General features: G+C 54.0%; 16 protein-coding genes. 4 read left to right on the top strand and 12 right to left on the bottom strand.

Going from position 1 to position 14955, the window contains the following annotated elements; translation table 11 throughout:
• A partial coding sequence (locus tag ACG0Z5_RS18745) for a helix-turn-helix domain-containing protein (protein WP_394450120.1) occupies window positions 1–268 on the bottom strand: 268 nt, incomplete at its 3' end.
• Window positions 269–488: 220 nt separating this feature from the next.
• Here ACG0Z5_RS18745 and ACG0Z5_RS18750 point away from each other — a divergent pair.
• Window positions 489–1049, top strand: a complete 561-nt coding sequence (locus tag ACG0Z5_RS18750; RefSeq protein ID WP_394450122.1) for a hypothetical protein — start codon at window positions 489–491, stop codon at window positions 1047–1049.
• A gap of 140 nt (window positions 1050–1189) precedes the next feature.
• Window positions 1190–1402, top strand: a complete 213-nt coding sequence (locus ACG0Z5_RS18755; RefSeq protein WP_319629605.1) for a DUF1471 domain-containing protein — start codon at window positions 1190–1192, stop codon at window positions 1400–1402.
• A 43-nt stretch (window positions 1403–1445) separates the two neighbouring features.
• On the opposite strand, the gene ACG0Z5_RS18760 is transcribed toward ACG0Z5_RS18755, so the two are convergent.
• From ACG0Z5_RS18760 to ACG0Z5_RS18785, 6 genes are all read right to left on the bottom strand, one after another.
• Window positions 1446–3191: a putative frv operon regulatory protein gene (locus tag ACG0Z5_RS18760; protein ID WP_394450124.1), complete on the bottom strand. Its 1746-nt coding sequence runs from the start codon at window positions 3189–3191 to the stop codon at window positions 1446–1448.
• Window positions 3192–3197: 6 nt separating this feature from the next.
• The gene (locus tag ACG0Z5_RS18765; protein ID WP_394450126.1) at window positions 3198–4259 is read right to left on the bottom strand and encodes an aminopeptidase; all 1062 of its coding nucleotides are present in this window, start codon (window positions 4257–4259) and stop codon (window positions 3198–3200) included.
• Window positions 4240–5697, bottom strand: a complete 1458-nt coding sequence (locus tag ACG0Z5_RS18770; RefSeq protein WP_394450128.1) for a PTS fructose-like transporter subunit IIBC — start codon at window positions 5695–5697, stop codon at window positions 4240–4242. Before ACG0Z5_RS18770 ends, ACG0Z5_RS18765 begins: the two co-directional genes overlap by 20 nt.
• 12 nt (window positions 5698–5709) lie before the next feature.
• Window positions 5710–6156, bottom strand: a complete 447-nt coding sequence (locus ACG0Z5_RS18775) for a PTS fructose transporter subunit IIA (protein WP_394450130.1) — start codon at window positions 6154–6156, stop codon at window positions 5710–5712.
• Between the two features lie 149 nt (window positions 6157–6305).
• Complete coding sequence (locus ACG0Z5_RS18780; RefSeq protein ID WP_394450132.1) at window positions 6306–6629, bottom strand: AzlD domain-containing protein; 324 nt, start codon at window positions 6627–6629, stop codon at window positions 6306–6308.
• Window positions 6629–7291, bottom strand: coding sequence for an AzlC family ABC transporter permease (locus tag ACG0Z5_RS18785; protein ID WP_394450134.1), 663 nt, complete (start codon window positions 7289–7291; stop codon window positions 6629–6631). Before ACG0Z5_RS18785 ends, ACG0Z5_RS18780 begins: the two co-directional genes overlap by 1 nt.
• A 101-nt stretch (window positions 7292–7392) precedes the next feature.
• Between ACG0Z5_RS18785 and ACG0Z5_RS18790 the strand changes: the two genes are divergently transcribed.
• Together ACG0Z5_RS18790 and ACG0Z5_RS18795 are read left to right on the top strand one after the other, a co-directional pair.
• A complete protein-coding gene (locus ACG0Z5_RS18790; RefSeq protein WP_394450136.1) occupies window positions 7393–7941 on the top strand; it encodes a helix-turn-helix domain-containing protein in 549 nt (182 codons plus the stop codon).
• Window positions 7942–8239: 298 nt separating this feature from the next.
• Entirely contained in the window at window positions 8240–9637 is a 1398-nt protein-coding gene (locus ACG0Z5_RS18795) for a carbohydrate porin (protein ID WP_394450138.1), read from the top strand.
• Window positions 9638–9891: 254 nt separating this feature from the next.
• Here the strand turns inward: ACG0Z5_RS18795 and rhaM are convergent, their stop codons facing one another.
• Genes rhaM through ACG0Z5_RS18820 form a run of 5 tightly spaced genes read right to left on the bottom strand, consistent with a single transcriptional unit; the run spans window position 9892 to window position 14924 of the window.
• Window positions 9892–10206 carry an L-rhamnose mutarotase gene (rhaM, locus tag ACG0Z5_RS18800; RefSeq protein ID WP_394450140.1) on the bottom strand — a complete coding sequence of 105 codons (315 nt, stop codon included), beginning with the start codon at window positions 10204–10206 and terminating at the stop codon, window positions 9892–9894.
• Complete coding sequence (gene fucO / locus ACG0Z5_RS18805) at window positions 10203–11351, bottom strand: lactaldehyde reductase (RefSeq protein WP_394450142.1); 1149 nt, start codon at window positions 11349–11351, stop codon at window positions 10203–10205. Before fucO ends, rhaM begins: the two co-directional genes overlap by 4 nt.
• Window positions 11352–11407: 56 nt before the next feature.
• Entirely contained in the window at window positions 11408–12412 is a 1005-nt protein-coding gene (locus tag ACG0Z5_RS18810; protein ID WP_394450144.1) for an ABC transporter permease, read from the bottom strand.
• Window positions 12409–13416 (bottom strand): ABC transporter permease, encoded by a 1008-nt coding sequence (locus tag ACG0Z5_RS18815; RefSeq protein ID WP_394450146.1) that lies wholly within the window; start codon window positions 13414–13416, stop codon window positions 12409–12411. The genes ACG0Z5_RS18810 and ACG0Z5_RS18815 overlap by 4 nt, the downstream gene beginning before the upstream one ends.
• Window positions 13413–14924, bottom strand: a complete 1512-nt coding sequence (locus tag ACG0Z5_RS18820; RefSeq protein ID WP_394450148.1) for a sugar ABC transporter ATP-binding protein — start codon at window positions 14922–14924, stop codon at window positions 13413–13415. The genes ACG0Z5_RS18815 and ACG0Z5_RS18820 overlap by 4 nt, the downstream gene beginning before the upstream one ends.
• Between the last annotated feature and the right edge of the window lie 31 nt (window positions 14925–14955).

Below are 14955 nucleotides of genomic sequence, written 5' to 3' on the forward strand. Positions count from 1 at the left end.
CGCAGATATGCTCATAAGGCCAGCGGCGGGAGCGCCCTGCGGGCAAGGACTTCAGACCTTCAACACCCGACAGCGTAAACCAGTTAATCCAGCGACCGACAGATGAACGGGCACAGCAGAGTGTTCTGGCGACATCGCTGACACGGTCGCCCCGGTGTAACATCAGCATGGCGGTAAGTCTGCGGGCATGGTTCTTGTCACGCGTTTTATGGATAGTTTTCTGCATCAGGCGTCGTTCGATACGGGGTATGGGTGCTATGATCGGCATCGCTCAGTCCGGTTGGTGATGTGGGATATTTGGCGATTGATCAGATCGCACAATCCGGGCTGAGTTCCCTTTAAGTGATCTACTATTCCGCGCAGCTATTTAGATGTAAAAGATCAAGATTATTGTCAAATAGTACTTAAAAAGATAGATGAAGATACATTAAATAAATCCCTTGAAAATATTGATAATGGGTTAAATCATGGAGATAAGGAGCGCCAGAATGAAAGGGGCTAATAAAAAATCACTTTATCTCTGTGGAGGCTGTTTTTTATTTTTCTTTTTGTTTAAAGAGTTTTACCTTGATGATAAAAGAATACTTGATAAAGTCGAAAAAAGTTGTCGCGATGGAATGAAAAGCATAACCCTTAGCCAAGTGACAGATTTTGAATGGGATACAGTTTATATTCAGTACGGGCTTTCGACAGAGTTTATGTATGATGACTATAATCTATCTGGTCTCGGTGAGGATAATGTTACCGAAACTTATGGCTTATCAATGTATTTTATTAAAAATGGTCATGGAGTTTACATGGAAAATCACAAAGATTATATAAGGACATCCCCAGCATTTACCGCTGTTGTACATCAACCTCCTTTGTATGTGGAATTTGATGATCTGTTTTTTGAAAGTCATAAGGGGAAAAGAGATCGCATTTCAATTTCTGCGATCTTTAATAAGGATACTGAATTATCTATTAAGGTTAGAGAAATTCGCGGCAGTAAAATATGTACCTTCTCCGGCGGCATTGGTGATGTTTCCGGCATCTATTCAGGAGGCTGAATCTTGCCCTCGTTTTTAGTCAATAAATTTGAATGATGTAAGCAAAACCTTCCGCTATTCGTTGGGTGAATGTGAGGTTATGATTTATCACATCAAGGCACGGTGCCTTACCAAAACAACTTAACTGAAGGATTTACATCATGAACAGCATCAAAACTTTTGTCGCAGTTATCGCTCTCGCTACCTCATTCGGTTCTTTCGCAGCCCAGACCGTGACCGCAACGTCTTCTACTCTTGACGGTGCTGAAGCAAAAATCGCGGCTCAGGCTCAGGAAGCGGGTGCCTCTTCTTACAAAATCACTCAGGCCTTTGCCGGTAACCGCGTGCACATGACCGCTGAGTTAAATAAATAAGCCATAGCCACTGTCCCTGGCTCAGCCGAGCCCGGGACAGGTTTTATTTCCGCAGTAGCCGCACAAATTCCCCCGCGTTTTTCAATCCCGTAATTTCCCCTGGCAGATGCTTGTACAGCGTTCTCGCGAGATAGCTGAAAATCTTGAGTTCATGGCGGGCAGACGCGCTGGCACAGGCGATCAGCAGATGGCTTACCGGCTCGTGATTGACCGTGAGCGGATGAGAAAGCGTAATGAAAAAACCACGAAACGATGTCTCTCTCTCACTCCAGCAATGCGGAATAGCCAGCTGGTTCACGATAAGATTTTCCCCTTCCTGTTCACGCTGACAAATTCGCCAGGCTTCATCGGCGGTTAAATGCTTGTGTTTTACCAGCCGTTGACTGACGCGAGCGCAAATCTCCAGCCAGCTGTCCTCAGGGGAATTATCTTCATGGAAACTACCTTCAATGGGAAACAGGCGGTCGAGATTTTGCCGAATAAATACCGTATCGAGAAAATCCTTGATCTGGCTAATGCCACCGGGGGTGATAATGTTGCGGATATTCAGCACATTGCTCACGCTTTCATCCAGCTCCAGATGGCTGTTATTGATGATGCATACCGGCTGTAGCTCTTCCCGAAGCCCTATCATTTCGGTCACGCAGCGGGCGATATGTACCCGACTGTTCGGGATATCGCGTTCAATCGCCAGTTTGTTAACGGTGGCGATCGCATTTTGCTCGGCCAGTAGAATCACTGGCTGGCGTTCGGTCTGACGACGTTCCAGGGCGCAGGCAAAGTAGAGACCAATCAGGTCGCTGTCCGACATGATCAGCCCAAGCTGTTCACGCAGCAGGGCGATAAAGCGAATGCTCATATCAAACGCGACGGGCCATGCTGCTTTCAGATTGTTCATACTGCCCTGGCGGCTCTCGGCCACCCACACCGGCGAGGCTGCGCAGCGGGTCACGTGCCCGGTTAAGTCCTCAATGAGCTGGGCATCCAGTTCCCCGCCGGGATGGGCGCTTAAGGTTTCAGTCAGCAGATGCTGGATAACCTCCGGCGTAATGCGTGTAGCCTGAAGTTGCAATTCATCCAGCAGCGACACCAGCACGCTCAACGTCTTCTGATTAAAATAAAAACCCGCGTTTTCAATACAGAGCGCAATGTCATGATCCCCTTCGGAAAGCGGTACGCTGCGGATAACATTACGCATCGCCCATACCGCAAGGACCATGCTGACGACATAATCCCGGCCGATCGCGGGCCATCCCTGTAATGAGGCAAGAGATGAGGTTAATCGTTCGACAGCGGCGTAGTTAAAGCCAGTTAGCGGGGAGATAAACGGGTCTTTTTTCAGCAAGTTGGCGAGGATCAGGATCTGCCGCGTTTCGGGCTCGTCGATGAAATAACCGACCCCGGGCCGCCCGGCGATACTGAATACTTTTTCATAGCGTTGACGCAGTTTTACCAGCTTATCGGCAACCAGCGTTTCTGGAAGATTAAGTGCGTCTGCCAGCTGAAGACGGGTGGTGAAGCCGTTGAGCAACAGCAGGGCCAACAGCTGATCGTCGTGGTCGTGGCGCTGCAACAGCTGGAAATAGTGCTTTCGGTCGAGAATTTCGAGCTGCACTCCTGCGCTGCCCTGATTGTTCACCCGGGCGCGACCGCTGAGGGTGAAGTTCAGATAATCAATATCCCGCGAAATGGTTCGCGCGGATACGCCTGCGGACTGCGCCAGCTCCGCCAGGGAGCTGGACTGATGTTCCAGTTTGACCAAAAGGGAGAGCTGACGTTCGTTGAGCATCCTTGTTCACCTGAAATCCCGCAAATCCGCCACCGTATCACTGTTCAATCGCTGCAACAGTGTGCGGGTCATAGCAAATAACGCATCGTAGTCTTTTTCAGAAATCATCCCGCTGTTGGCGTGCAGATAGCGCGTGGGCAGGCACAGCGCCAGCACCGGGCGACCACCGCCCATCACGTTGTAGCGCCCGCCGTCGGTGGCCCCGGTCTTCATGATGCAGACCTGCACGGGGCTTTCTGTCTGCACCGCCGAGGCTTTCAGCAGCGCCGTTAATTTCTGGTTCGGGAAATAGCGTTTATCAAACAGCATCACCGCCGGGCCGCTGCCGAGTTTCAGCGGGAATTTCACGTTATCAATGCCTGGCACATCGCCAGCCACCGCGGTATCGAGGACGATCACCACGTCAGGCTGGATAGATTCGGCTGACGTTTGCGCCCCGCGCAGGCCCACTTCTTCTTCCACTGTGGCCACGCCATACAGGGTGATGTCCGGGTTATCGACCGCCTGAAACAGCTCGGCCATTAAGGCGCATCCGGCGCGGTTATCCAGTGCTTTTGCGACGATTTTATCCTCACCCCAACGGGCGAAATTGGCCTCGGGGCTAACAAAGTCGCCCGGTGCAATACCGCACTTTTCCACTTCTTCACGGCTGTTCGCGCCAACATCAATAAACATTTCGTCAAAATCGACCGGATGCTGTTTTTGCTTTTCCGTCAGCGCGTGGGGCGCGACTGAGCCGATGACTCCCGCAATTATCTGGCCCGTACGGGTTCGTACCGCGACCCGATGGTTGAGCATCGACTGGCTCCACCAGCCGCCGATGGTCGCAAAGCGCAGAAATCCCTCGTCGGTGATGTGGCTTACCATAAAACCCACTTCATCCATGTGCCCGACAATCGCCACTTTCGGGCCACGGTTGCCTTTGCGGGCGATAAAGCTGCCAAGGCCGTCGAAGCTGATTTCCTCCGCGCTCGTTTCCAGCGCTGCCCGCAAAATATCGCGAACTTCCTGTTCATCACCGCTGACGGCGGCGGCGTTACACAACTGCTTAAGCAGTTCGGTGTCCATGTACGTTTTCCTGTTGTGTCGCGGTTTTACGCTTCAGCCAGAGGCCTTTCAGTAAAATGATCAACGAGATGTTAAGTGCCAGCCCGACGGCCAGCACCAGATAGAACGACCCGACCGGTGACATCAGCCCGATGAGCGGATCAAAAATGCCTAAGCCAGGCGCCAGGCGTTTAATACCGAATGCAATCACCAACATCCCGGTAATGCCGCCACTCAGGGTATTGGCGGTGATCATCGGCAGCGGAGCGGCCAGCGCGTAAGGGATAGCAGGTTCGGTTGCCACCGTGGCACCGACCACAATCGCGCTGCTGGCGGCACTTTTTTCCTGCTGCGTGAACAGTTTCGGGGCCAGATAGGTGGCGATCCCGGCGGCCATTGGCGGCATTAACGCCACCACACCGACGATCGCGTACCAGTCGTAGATGTGTTTTTCGAGTAGCGAGAAGCAGAAGAACCATGCAGTTTTGTTGATAGGCCCGCCCATATCGAACGCCAGCATCGCCCCGACCAGGAACGCAGCACCGAGTTTCATCGACGGCGGAATGGTGTTGAGGATGTGCAGCAGGCCACTCATCACATCGGACATAAACGGCCCGACGAGGTAATAGGTCAGCACGCCAAACAGCAGCAGCGTAACGAAGGGAATCAGCATCGAGCCGAGCAGCGGTTGCAGGGCTTTGCCGAGTCGTACTTTACGAAACCACAGTACGAAGTAGCCGATAGCCAGCCCCAGCACCACCGCGCCAAGGAAGCCCGCGCCCGACTGGGTGCCGAGCAGGCCTTTATCGTTGGCGAGATAGCACACCAAAAATGCCGGGGCAAATGCCGGTTTATCAGCAATCGACGAGGCGATATACGCCCCCATAATTGGGATCATGAAGGTGAACCCGAGATAGCCGATCGATTCAACCACCCAGGTAAACGACGGTGCGCCTTTCGCCATATCGGTATATGGCAAACCCATCTGCACCAGCATATTGGCGATGGCCACCAGGATGCCGCCGCCGATAACGAACGGCAGCGCGGCTGAAACGCCCGCCATCAGATGGCTCATCACGCTGCCCTGAACAACATCCTGCTTTCCGAGCTTCACGCTGTTATCGGCGGTAAACGTCAGCGCTTGGGTCGCTAAGTGAGGGAAAATGGTGTCGATATTTTTTAGCGCCTGTGAGATAGGGATCTCATAAACCTTTTTTCCGACGAAACGCTGGCGATCGTCATTGCTGATGCCACGCCCGGTGGCGAGGATCACATAGTCGGCGGCAGCGATTTCCGCATCGCTGAGGCGGTTTTCGACCCCGCTTGAGCCTTGCGTTTCCACCCGAATGGTATGCCCGAGCTGACGCGCCTTTTGCTCCAGCGCTTCGGCGACCATATAAGTGTGAGCGATCCCCGCCGGGCAGTTGGTAATGGCCACAACGCGCAATGATGATTCCATAGCCGGTTCCTTTTATTCGCTGAGCGTCTGATTCAGTAGCGTCAGGATTTGGCTTACGTCGCCCTCCTGCAGCTGGCGGATAAAATCGGCATGAATGATTTTCCGGCACAGCGCACCAATCATTTTCAGCTGATTCGCTTCCCCTGCCTGCGGCACGCCGATGCAAATCCAGCCGTTGACCGGTTGGCCATCCGCGGCTTGCCAGTCGATGGTTTCCGTTTTGCGGGCGAACAGGACGAAGGGCCGGGTGATACAGGCACTTTTGCCGTGTGGAACGGCGATGCCTGAGCCGAAGCCGGTGGAATGCAGTTTTTCACGCTGCAACAGCGTTTGCAGAAATACACTTTTATCGCTGACAAAACCGCGGGCGTAAGCCATATCCGCTAATTGCTTCAGAATGGAATAGGCAGTATTGCCGCTAATGTTCAGGTTGATGCAGTCGGGAGTGAGGCGCGCCATCCGGATGCTCCGTCTAAAAAATAGACATCCAGTGTAGCGGGCAGGCGCGGGAAAGCTGACGGGCAATATGTCCGTGGGTGATGACAGAAACAGCGCTAAGTTTTGCGGGACAGCGCACACTCAGGCATGAAACCTGAGTGTATGCAGAATTAATGCAGGCCGAAATAACGCAGTACGGCGGTCACCACCGCAGCGGCGACAATCACCACAATGAGCGGCATTTTGCGCCAGGCCAGAAACACCGCCACCGCCACGCCGATAACACGCGCACTGCCCGCAAAATGGCTGCCCTCAAAGAAGGTCGCCGCCAGCGCTACTGCAAACAGTAAAGTAGTGGCCGCGTCGTTGAGCATCGCCTGAGAGCGGTCGGATAGTGCCAGCTTGTTGCCGAGCTTTGCCCCACCAAAGCGCATAAGGTAGGTTCCGGCGGACAGGACGGCGATGCCAAGAATAATCCACAGGGTATCAGCCATTATTTTTTCCTCGCGAAAATGCCCAGCAGCGACAGCAGAACCGGCACGCCTGCCGGAGTGAACGGCACGGACGCCAGTGAAATCGCGGCCCCGCTGAGCGCGCGAATTAACGTGGTGCGTTTCTTGAGCGCCGGCACCACCAGCGCCAGCAGAATCGCCGGGAATACCGCGTCGAGCCCGATGGTTTCCGGGGTGGGCAGCAGTTTACCGACGCCGCTGCCCAGCAGAACACCGACCGGCCAGAGGATGGCTATCCCGCAGCCGCACAGCCAGTAGGCCGCTTTGCGCTGTTCCGGCGTCGGCTGCGACAGGCCAAACACTACGCTTTCATCATTCATGATATGGCAGCCCAGCAGGCCGATGGCGCGGGTGCCCACCAGTTCACGCACTGCGATACCGAAGGGGATATGTCGGGCGTTCACCAGCAATCCCGCCGCCGCGGCGGCAAACGGGTTACCGCCGCTGACGATTATCCCGAGAAACATAAATTCAGACGCACCGCCCAGCACCAGCGTCGACAACGCCAGCGGCACCCACAGCGGAAAGCCCCATGACATCGCCAGCGATCCATACGAGACGGCGACCACGCCCACCGCTACGCAGACCAGCATGATGGCTTTGATGGTGTCGCCTTTCAGGCAGGAGAGAGAAAGTTTGGTCATCCAGTTTTAGCCATATCGAACGAGTTTCCATTATAATGAACAGTGTTGATTCGTTTTTCAAGACGAACGATTCGTTCGTTTTATAATATATGGAGCCGTGTATGACACAGCCAATCAGCGTGATCGCCAGCAGCCTGGTGCGTGAACGCCAGCGTACTGGGCTTTCACTGGCGGAGATCGCTCGCCGGGCCGGGATTGCTAAATCCACGCTGTCGCAGCTTGAAGCAGGAAACGGTAATCCTAGCCTGGAAACGCTGTGGTCGCTTTGCGTGGCGCTGGATATTCCGTTTGCCCGTTTGCTTGAGCCACAGGCGCCCACGACCCAGGTGATCCGCCGGGGTGAGGGCACGAAAGTGGTGGCCGAACAGGCGAACTATCAGGCGATTTTGCTCGCCACTTGTCCGCCGGGTGCCCGTCGGGATATTTACCTGTTGATGACGCAGCCGGGCGCAGACCGCATTTCTCACCCGCATTCGCCGGGCTCCGTTGAGCATATTATTGTCACCCAGGGCCGGGCGATGGTGGGCCTGACCGGTGCGGCGGAAGAGTTAGGTGCTGGCGATTACATCTGTTACCCCGCCGATAGAGAGCATGTTTTCAAAGCCCTGGAAGACGATACCCAAGCTATTCTGATTGCTGAACAGAATTAATGATAATCGCCCTCAATAGTTAGGGCGGTTTTTCGTTTAATCGATTTGTTTATTGTATGATTTAAAATAAGGGATGTTATCTCGCTCACGTTGTTGTCTATTTTTATTATCACCTTTCCTTGCTAATCAATATTATCCCTTGTCGGTTTCATTCAATGCATTTCTGAATGAAATCAAGCTGAATGAATGCAAATCATTCCTTTTTTAAATAAATAATAACTATAAATCATTCATCGCAAAAATATATTCATGGCGGAAAGCAATGTCCGCATTATTATTTCCTCAAGGAACGATGTATATGAAAAAAACGGCAATCGCAGTGGCTATTGGATGCTTACTGGTGGGGCATTCGGCTAGCGCAAAATCAACCTCGCTCACCGTTGAACAACGTCTTCAATTACTGGAAGACCGACTCATTTCGGCTGAACATCGGGCTGAAAAAGCAGAGCAAGAAGTTCAGGTGTTAAGAACCCAGCAAACCACGGCTCGAAAGGAGCTGAAGGAAGTACAGGAACGCGTAGTGGTAAAAAGCGAGACCCCGACAACGGAGACTGCAAAAAATGCCGCTACCCCAGCACTGTCGCTTTCCGGCTACGGTGACCTGAAAATCTACGGTGATGTCGAATTCAACATGGATGCGGAGAGTAAAAGAGGAACGCTGACCAAACTCAACGAAGATAACACGACCGAACAGTGGGACATGGATGGTCGTATCCTGCTTGGTGTTGACGGTATGCGTAAACTGAATGATGACCGTTACGCGGGCTTCTCCATTCAGCCGTTGGCTGATATGTATGGCAGCATGAACCTTGATGATGCGTATTTTCATTTTGGTCAGGAAAATGACTGGAAAGTGAAAGTGGGCCGCTTTGAAGCATTTGATATGTTCCCACTTAATCAGGATACCTTTGTTGAGCATTCGGGTAATACAGCCAATGATCTTTATAGCGATGGTCAGGGCTATATCTACATGATGAAAGAGGGGCGCGGGCGTTCCGATGCGGGCGGTAACTTCTTGCTGAGTAAGCAAATTGATGACTGGTATTTTGAATTAAATTCGCTGATTGAAGATGGCGCAACGCTATTTTCTGATAATGATAACGTGAGTGCGAATGGACGCACCTATCATGGTCGCGAGATGGAAAAAGAGAGAAATGTCATCTATATGCGTCCGGTCGTTTCCTGGTCGCCGATGAAAGAGCTGGCCTTCTCTGCGGCAATGGAATCCAACGTCATTAATAATGCGTATGGTTATACCAACAACAAAGGCGAGTTTGTCGATCAGTCCGATCGTACCGGGTATGGTTTGACCATGACATGGGACGGAAAGAAAACCGATCCTGAAAATGGTGTGACATTAAATCTCAATACCGCGTACATGGATGCCGATAATGAAGAAGATTTTACTGCCGCCGCTAACGCGTTATGGAAAAACTTCGAGCTAGGTTATATCTACGCCCATAATAAAATCGACGATTTTGAAAAAATGGTTTGCGAGGATGACTGTATCATCACCGACGAAGGTACCTATGATATTCATACCATCCATGCTTCTTATTTGATTCCAAACGTGATGGATATGAATAACTTCAATATCTATCTGGGGACCTACTGGTCTAAAATCCAGAGCGATGAGCAGATTTCCAGCGATGACGATCGCTACGGTGCGCGCGTGCGGTTCAAATATTATTTCTAAGAACACATCACAGCATACCCGGCAGCCTTGTCGGGTATTTTCCTGAGCGTCAACCCCATCAAATCCCGCGACGGCCATCATTCTGTTACACCGTTAAAATATTGTATGATGGAATTCTCTTCAAAGGACAATGTTATGACGAAGGTGAGCTTGAACAAAGTTCAACCTGTAAGGATTACTAAAAGTGACGAAAACATGATTAAAAGAAGTGTTTACTGTCCTCCCCAATCGTCGAGGAGGACAGGTAGAGAGACTTACTCCAGCCAGAACACTTCTTTCAGCTCTGCGCTCACCGGGCTGTTATCCGGATTTGAGGGCATCACTTCCCCCATGTATTTCCACCAGCGCTGACAAACATCGGTATTGGCGACGGCGTTCCAGCGCTCTTCCGACTCAATTTCCACCGTGGCAAACAGCAGGTTCCGGGGCTTATCAAGATAAATGGCGTAGTGATGCGCGCCATGGGCTTTCAGCACCGCTTCCAGTTCAGGCCAGATAGGATTGTGGCGACGTTCATATTCCTCATGCGTGTGAGGATGCACCTGCATGACAAAAGCTTTGCGGATCATAATGCCTCCAGATAGAGCTCGCGCACCTCGTCACGGCTGGCGGTACGCGGGTTGCACGGTGCGCACGGGTCGGCGAGGGCTTTATCCAGCCAGCTTTCGATATCGGCTTTGGTAACGCCGAGCTGGCTGAAACCAGACGGAATGCCGACCCGGGTGCTGAGATCGCGAATCGCCTGAATCGCCGCCATGCTCGCCGCTTCATCGCTCATGCCGCGAGTGTCGACACCCATGGCGTGCGCCACGCGGGCAAAGCGAGGGACGGCGTTCGGACGGTTAAAGTTTTCGATGACTGGCAGCAGGATGGCGTTGCACACGCCGTGCGGCAGGTTGTGTGTGGCCCCCGGCTGATGCGCCAGGGCGTGGACCAGCCCGAGACCGGCGCTGTTAAAGGCCATTCCCGCCAGGTACTGGCCGAACGCCATTTGCTCACGTGCTTCAAGGTTATGGCCGTTTTTGACCGCTTCTGGCAACCAGAGCGTAATCAAGCGAATCGCTTCCAGCGCGTTGGCGTCGGTGAGCGGATGCGCGCCCACGGAGACAAATGCTTCGATGGCGTGCGTCAGGGCATCCATACCGGTGGCTGCGGTTACGGAAGCCGGGATATCGAGCATCACGCTGGCATCGTCTACGGCGATATCCGGGATGATGTTGGAGTCGATGATGACTTCCTTCACCTGGCGTTCGCTGTCGATGATCACTGCGTTGCTGGTCATCTCTGCGGCGGTGCCGGCGGTGGTGTTAATCGCCACCAGCGGCACGCCCGGTTTTTTCACTTTGCCGACGCCGGAATAACGGGTAGACGGTCCTGGATTTGCGGTAAGGATTTTAATGGCCTTGGCGGTGTCGATTGGGCTCCCGCCCCCGAAGGCAATCAGGTAGTCGCAGTCTGCGCTTTGATACGCCTCGAAACCCTTCTGTACCAGCGCTTCCGTTGGGTTAGGGAACACCTCATCGAAGAGGTGATAAGACATTTCATGACTATCAAGAGCGGCAAACAGGGTGTCCAGCAGGCCCATTTTGACCAGATGACCGTCGGTGACAATCAGCGCTTTACCCCACTGTTTATCCGCCACCAGATTAACCATATCGCCAATGGCGCCCGCGCCATGCAGACTGATTTTCGGCAGTGCCAACATAAAACTCATGCTTATTCTCCTTAATATTGCTGATTTTACTGCCGGTTGGCACCTGCCACCCGGCGTTAATTCTTTCTTCGTGCCATCACTCTGCGGGTAATAATCGGCAGGGAAATCACCACGATCAGCATCGCGCCGATGATTATCGACATGACGATGCCCGGCACGTTGAGCAGGCTCAGGCCAAAAGTCACCAGTCCCATCAGGAAGGCGGCGATAATCACACCCACCATGCTGCCGGATCCGCCGAGAATATTGACCCCGCCGAGCACCGCCATCGTCACCACCGACAGCTCCCAGCCCAGGGCGATGGTTGGACGCGTGCTGCCCAGACGCGAAGTCAGCAGCACGGCGGCCAGGCCAGACATCAACCCTACCAGCACGAACAAAATCAAGTTGTGACGCTTGACGTTTATGCCCGAATACCATGCGCCAGTGGGATTGTTGCCGATGGCAAAGGTGCGCCGACCGAAGTTGGTTTTGTGCAGCACGAAGGTGAATACCGCCGCCAGCACGATAAATAATGCAAACTCAAACGACAGCGCGCCCCACACGTAACCCTGGCCGAACCAGGCAAAACTGGCCGGATATTGATTCAGCGCCTGATCGCCGAGCAGAATGTAAGAGATGCCACGGAACAGGCTCATGGTGCCGATGGTTATCACTATCGACGACAGATTTAGCCGGGTAACCAGCAGGCCGTTTACCAAACCGCACAGCAGCCCAACGGCCAGACCGACGCACACCAGCAGCGGGGTATCCATCCCCGCAGCGGCGCAAAATCCCATCGCCGTGGAGCTGAGGGCAATAATCGCCGCCACCGACAAATCAATCTCACGGGCGATAATCAACATGGCCATCGGTAGCACGATGATCGCCTTTTCGGTGAAGTTGAACGTGGCATCTGACAGGTTCCAGACGTTGAGAAAATAGGGTGAGGCAAAGGCGTTCACCACGAACACGGCCAGCGTGACCGCCAGCAGGAAACCTTCCCAACACGCCAGACGCTGGAAAAGTGACGTCTTCGGGGACGTATTTTGTACGGTGTCAGAGGTCAGAATTTTACTCATGATTTCACCGCCTGTTTTTGCCGGGCCAGCGCCGCATCCCGCAGGATCAGACGCCCTTTGCGCTTATTACCGCGCTCGTTAAGCACCACCGCAATCACAATCACCGCCCCGGAAATAGCCATTTGCCAGAACGGCGACACGCCGACGACCGGCAGGGCGTTGTTAATCACCCCAAGGAACAGCGCACCACACAGGCAGCCAAGCACCCGTCCGGTGCCGCCCATGGTGCTAATCCCACCGATGACGCAGGCGGCGACGACCTGTAATTCGAAGCCGTTTGCCACATCGACGTAGGCCACCGCAAAGCGTGAAATCCATAGGTAGCCGCAGAACCCGGCCAGTGCCCCGGACAGGCAGAAGCTGACGAACTGCATTTTTCCGGCGTTGATCCCGGTGTAATACGCCGCCGTGGCGTTGCCCCCTGCGGTGTATAACGCCCGCCCGGTACGGCTGTAGCGCAGGAAATATCCGACGAGCAACAGTGCGGCGATGGCGCACCAGCTCAGCACCGGCAGACCCCATATCGTCGCGCGCGGAAGGCCCAGAAAATCGGCACTCATCTGGTTGGCGTTCACCCAGCCACCGTTGGAGAGCAGAAAAATTATCCCGCGATAAATACTCATGGTGCCAAGCGTCACCACAATCGCCGGAATACCAAGCTTCCACACCAACAGTCCATTGATGATGCCCATCAGCAGGCCGAGCAGCGTCGCCAGCGCCAGCAGGGCAAGCACCGGAATATCCGGATGATGAAAATTAACCAGCGCTACGATCATCCCGCTGAGAGCCAGGTTGGCGGCCATCGACAGGTCGATGCCTTTGGTCAGCAAAACCATCATCTGACCGAGGGCGAGAATGATCAGGATGGCCGTATCGTTGAACATCTCCACCAGGTTGCCCGGGGCAATGAACGACGGCGCACGGCTGCCGATGGCGGCGACCAACAGCACGATAACCGCCGCCAACAGCGCTTCGCGGTGTTTGAGCAGAGAGCGCAACATCATGCGGCCTCCTTGCCAGCACCGCTGGCGGCGCTGACGATAACTTCCGCCGTCGCCTCACCCGCGCGGTATTCCGCCACGATAAGCCCTTCATGCATCACGATAATGCGGTCGGCCATGCCCATCACTTCCGGCAGTTCGGACGACACCATGATCACCGCCAGGCCAAGGTTCACCAGCTCGGACATAAACTGATGCACCGCCGCTTTCGAGCCGATATCAATGCCTTTGGTCGGTTCGTCGAGGATTACCACGTCGGGATGCGTGGCGAGCCATTTGGCGATCACCACTTTTTGCTGATTGCCGCCGGACAGCGTTTCCACCGGCTGTCGCCAACTGGATGCTTTTACCTGCAGCCGCCGGGCGTAGTCATCTGCCAGCCGCCATTCGCGGTCATCGTGCAGAATGCCGTTCGGGTTGAGCGTGCGCAGCTGCGGCAGGCTGATGTTCTGGGCAATGGGTAATTCAATAATCGCCCCCTGCTTTTGCCGCTCTTCCGGCACGCAGACAATCCCGGCGTTAATCGCGTCGGCGGGCTGATGGAAATGGACGTGGCGGCCGTTGAGTAGGATGTCGCCCGAAGACGGTTTTGTGACCCCCGACAGCGCCTGCATCAGCTCGGTACGCCCGGCACCGACCAGACCATAAAAGCCGAGGATTTCACCTTTGCGCAGGCTGAAATTGATATGCGCAAACTCGGTCGGATGGCACAGGTCTTTTACTTCCAGCACCGTGTCGCCGGGTTCACAGGCCACTTTCGGGAAGGTCTGGGTGATGGCACGCCCGACCATCATCGACACCATTCTCTCTTCGGTAATGTCGTGGATATTGCCCGCGCCAACAAACACGCCGTCGCGCAAAATGGTGTAGTGATCGGCCAGTTCGAAGATTTCATCAAACTTATGCGAGATAAACAGAATGGCTTTCCCGTCCTGCTTCAGGCGCTCAACTATTTGATAAAATTCGAGGATTTCGTGCTGGGACAGCGCGGCGGTTGGTTCATCCAGGATAACCACCTGGGCATCAAACGACAGCGCCCGGGCGATGGCGACCATGTGACGCTGGGCGATGCTCAGGGTTTTTAGCGTCGCACGCGGATCAATTTGTACTTCAAGACGAGCCAGAAGGGCCTGGGCGCGGCGGTGCATTTCGGGCCAGTCGAGTTTTTTCAGCAAACCCTTATACAGATACTGACCGACAAAAATGTTCTCAGTCACCGACAGTTCGTCAAACAGCACGGTTTCCTGATGAATGGCGGTGATCCCCACTTTATGCGCCGATTCGGGGGTGGGTAACAGAATGGGGATCGCTTTATAAAGAATGTCGCCCTCGTCGGGCTGATAAATGCCGGTCATCACTTTAACCAGCGTGGATTTTCCGGCGCCGTTTTCGCCTATCAGCGCGGTCACTTTGCCGGGCCACAGGCTGAGCTGCACGTTTTCCAGCGCGCGCACGCCCGGAAAGAACTTGCTGATGCCCGTGAGCTGGAGCAATGGGGTGGTTTCGGTCATGTGCGTTCTCCATCAAAAAGGGGTCTTGTAG

The sequence above is a fragment of the Scandinavium sp. M-37 genome (assembly GCF_043558715.1).
GTDB classification, from domain to species: Bacteria; Pseudomonadota; Gammaproteobacteria; order Enterobacterales; family Enterobacteriaceae; genus Scandinavium; species Scandinavium vulneris_A.

Bases quoted from the DNA above. Each gene is read 5' to 3' on its own strand.
- ACG0Z5_RS18750 (WP_394450122.1), top strand. From the start codon at position 489: ATGAAAGGGGCTAATAAAAAATCACTTTATCTCTGTGGAGGCTGTTTT.
- ACG0Z5_RS18755 (WP_319629605.1), top strand. From the start codon at position 1,190: ATGAACAGCATCAAAACTTTTGTCGCAGTTATCGCTCTCGCTACCTCA.
- ACG0Z5_RS18760 (WP_394450124.1), bottom strand. From the start codon at position 3,191: ATGCTCAACGAACGTCAGCTCTCCCTTTTGGTCAAACTGGAACATCAG.
- ACG0Z5_RS18765 (WP_394450126.1), bottom strand. From the start codon at position 4,259: ATGGACACCGAACTGCTTAAGCAGTTGTGTAACGCCGCCGCCGTCAGC.
- ACG0Z5_RS18770 (WP_394450128.1), bottom strand. From the start codon at position 5,697: ATGGAATCATCATTGCGCGTTGTGGCCATTACCAACTGCCCGGCGGGG.
- ACG0Z5_RS18775 (WP_394450130.1), bottom strand. From the start codon at position 6,156: ATGGCGCGCCTCACTCCCGACTGCATCAACCTGAACATTAGCGGCAAT.
- ACG0Z5_RS18780 (WP_394450132.1), bottom strand. From the start codon at position 6,629: ATGGCTGATACCCTGTGGATTATTCTTGGCATCGCCGTCCTGTCCGCC.
- ACG0Z5_RS18785 (WP_394450134.1), bottom strand. From the start codon at position 7,291: ATGACCAAACTTTCTCTCTCCTGCCTGAAAGGCGACACCATCAAAGCC.
- ACG0Z5_RS18790 (WP_394450136.1), top strand. From the start codon at position 7,393: ATGACACAGCCAATCAGCGTGATCGCCAGCAGCCTGGTGCGTGAACGC.
- ACG0Z5_RS18795 (WP_394450138.1), top strand. From the start codon at position 8,240: ATGAAAAAAACGGCAATCGCAGTGGCTATTGGATGCTTACTGGTGGGG.
- rhaM (WP_394450140.1), bottom strand. From the start codon at position 10,206: ATGATCCGCAAAGCTTTTGTCATGCAGGTGCATCCTCACACGCATGAG.
- fucO (WP_394450142.1), bottom strand. From the start codon at position 11,351: ATGAGTTTTATGTTGGCACTGCCGAAAATCAGTCTGCATGGCGCGGGC.
- ACG0Z5_RS18810 (WP_394450144.1), bottom strand. From the start codon at position 12,412: ATGAGTAAAATTCTGACCTCTGACACCGTACAAAATACGTCCCCGAAG.
- ACG0Z5_RS18815 (WP_394450146.1), bottom strand. From the start codon at position 13,416: ATGATGTTGCGCTCTCTGCTCAAACACCGCGAAGCGCTGTTGGCGGCG.
- ACG0Z5_RS18820 (WP_394450148.1), bottom strand. From the start codon at position 14,924: ATGACCGAAACCACCCCATTGCTCCAGCTCACGGGCATCAGCAAGTTC.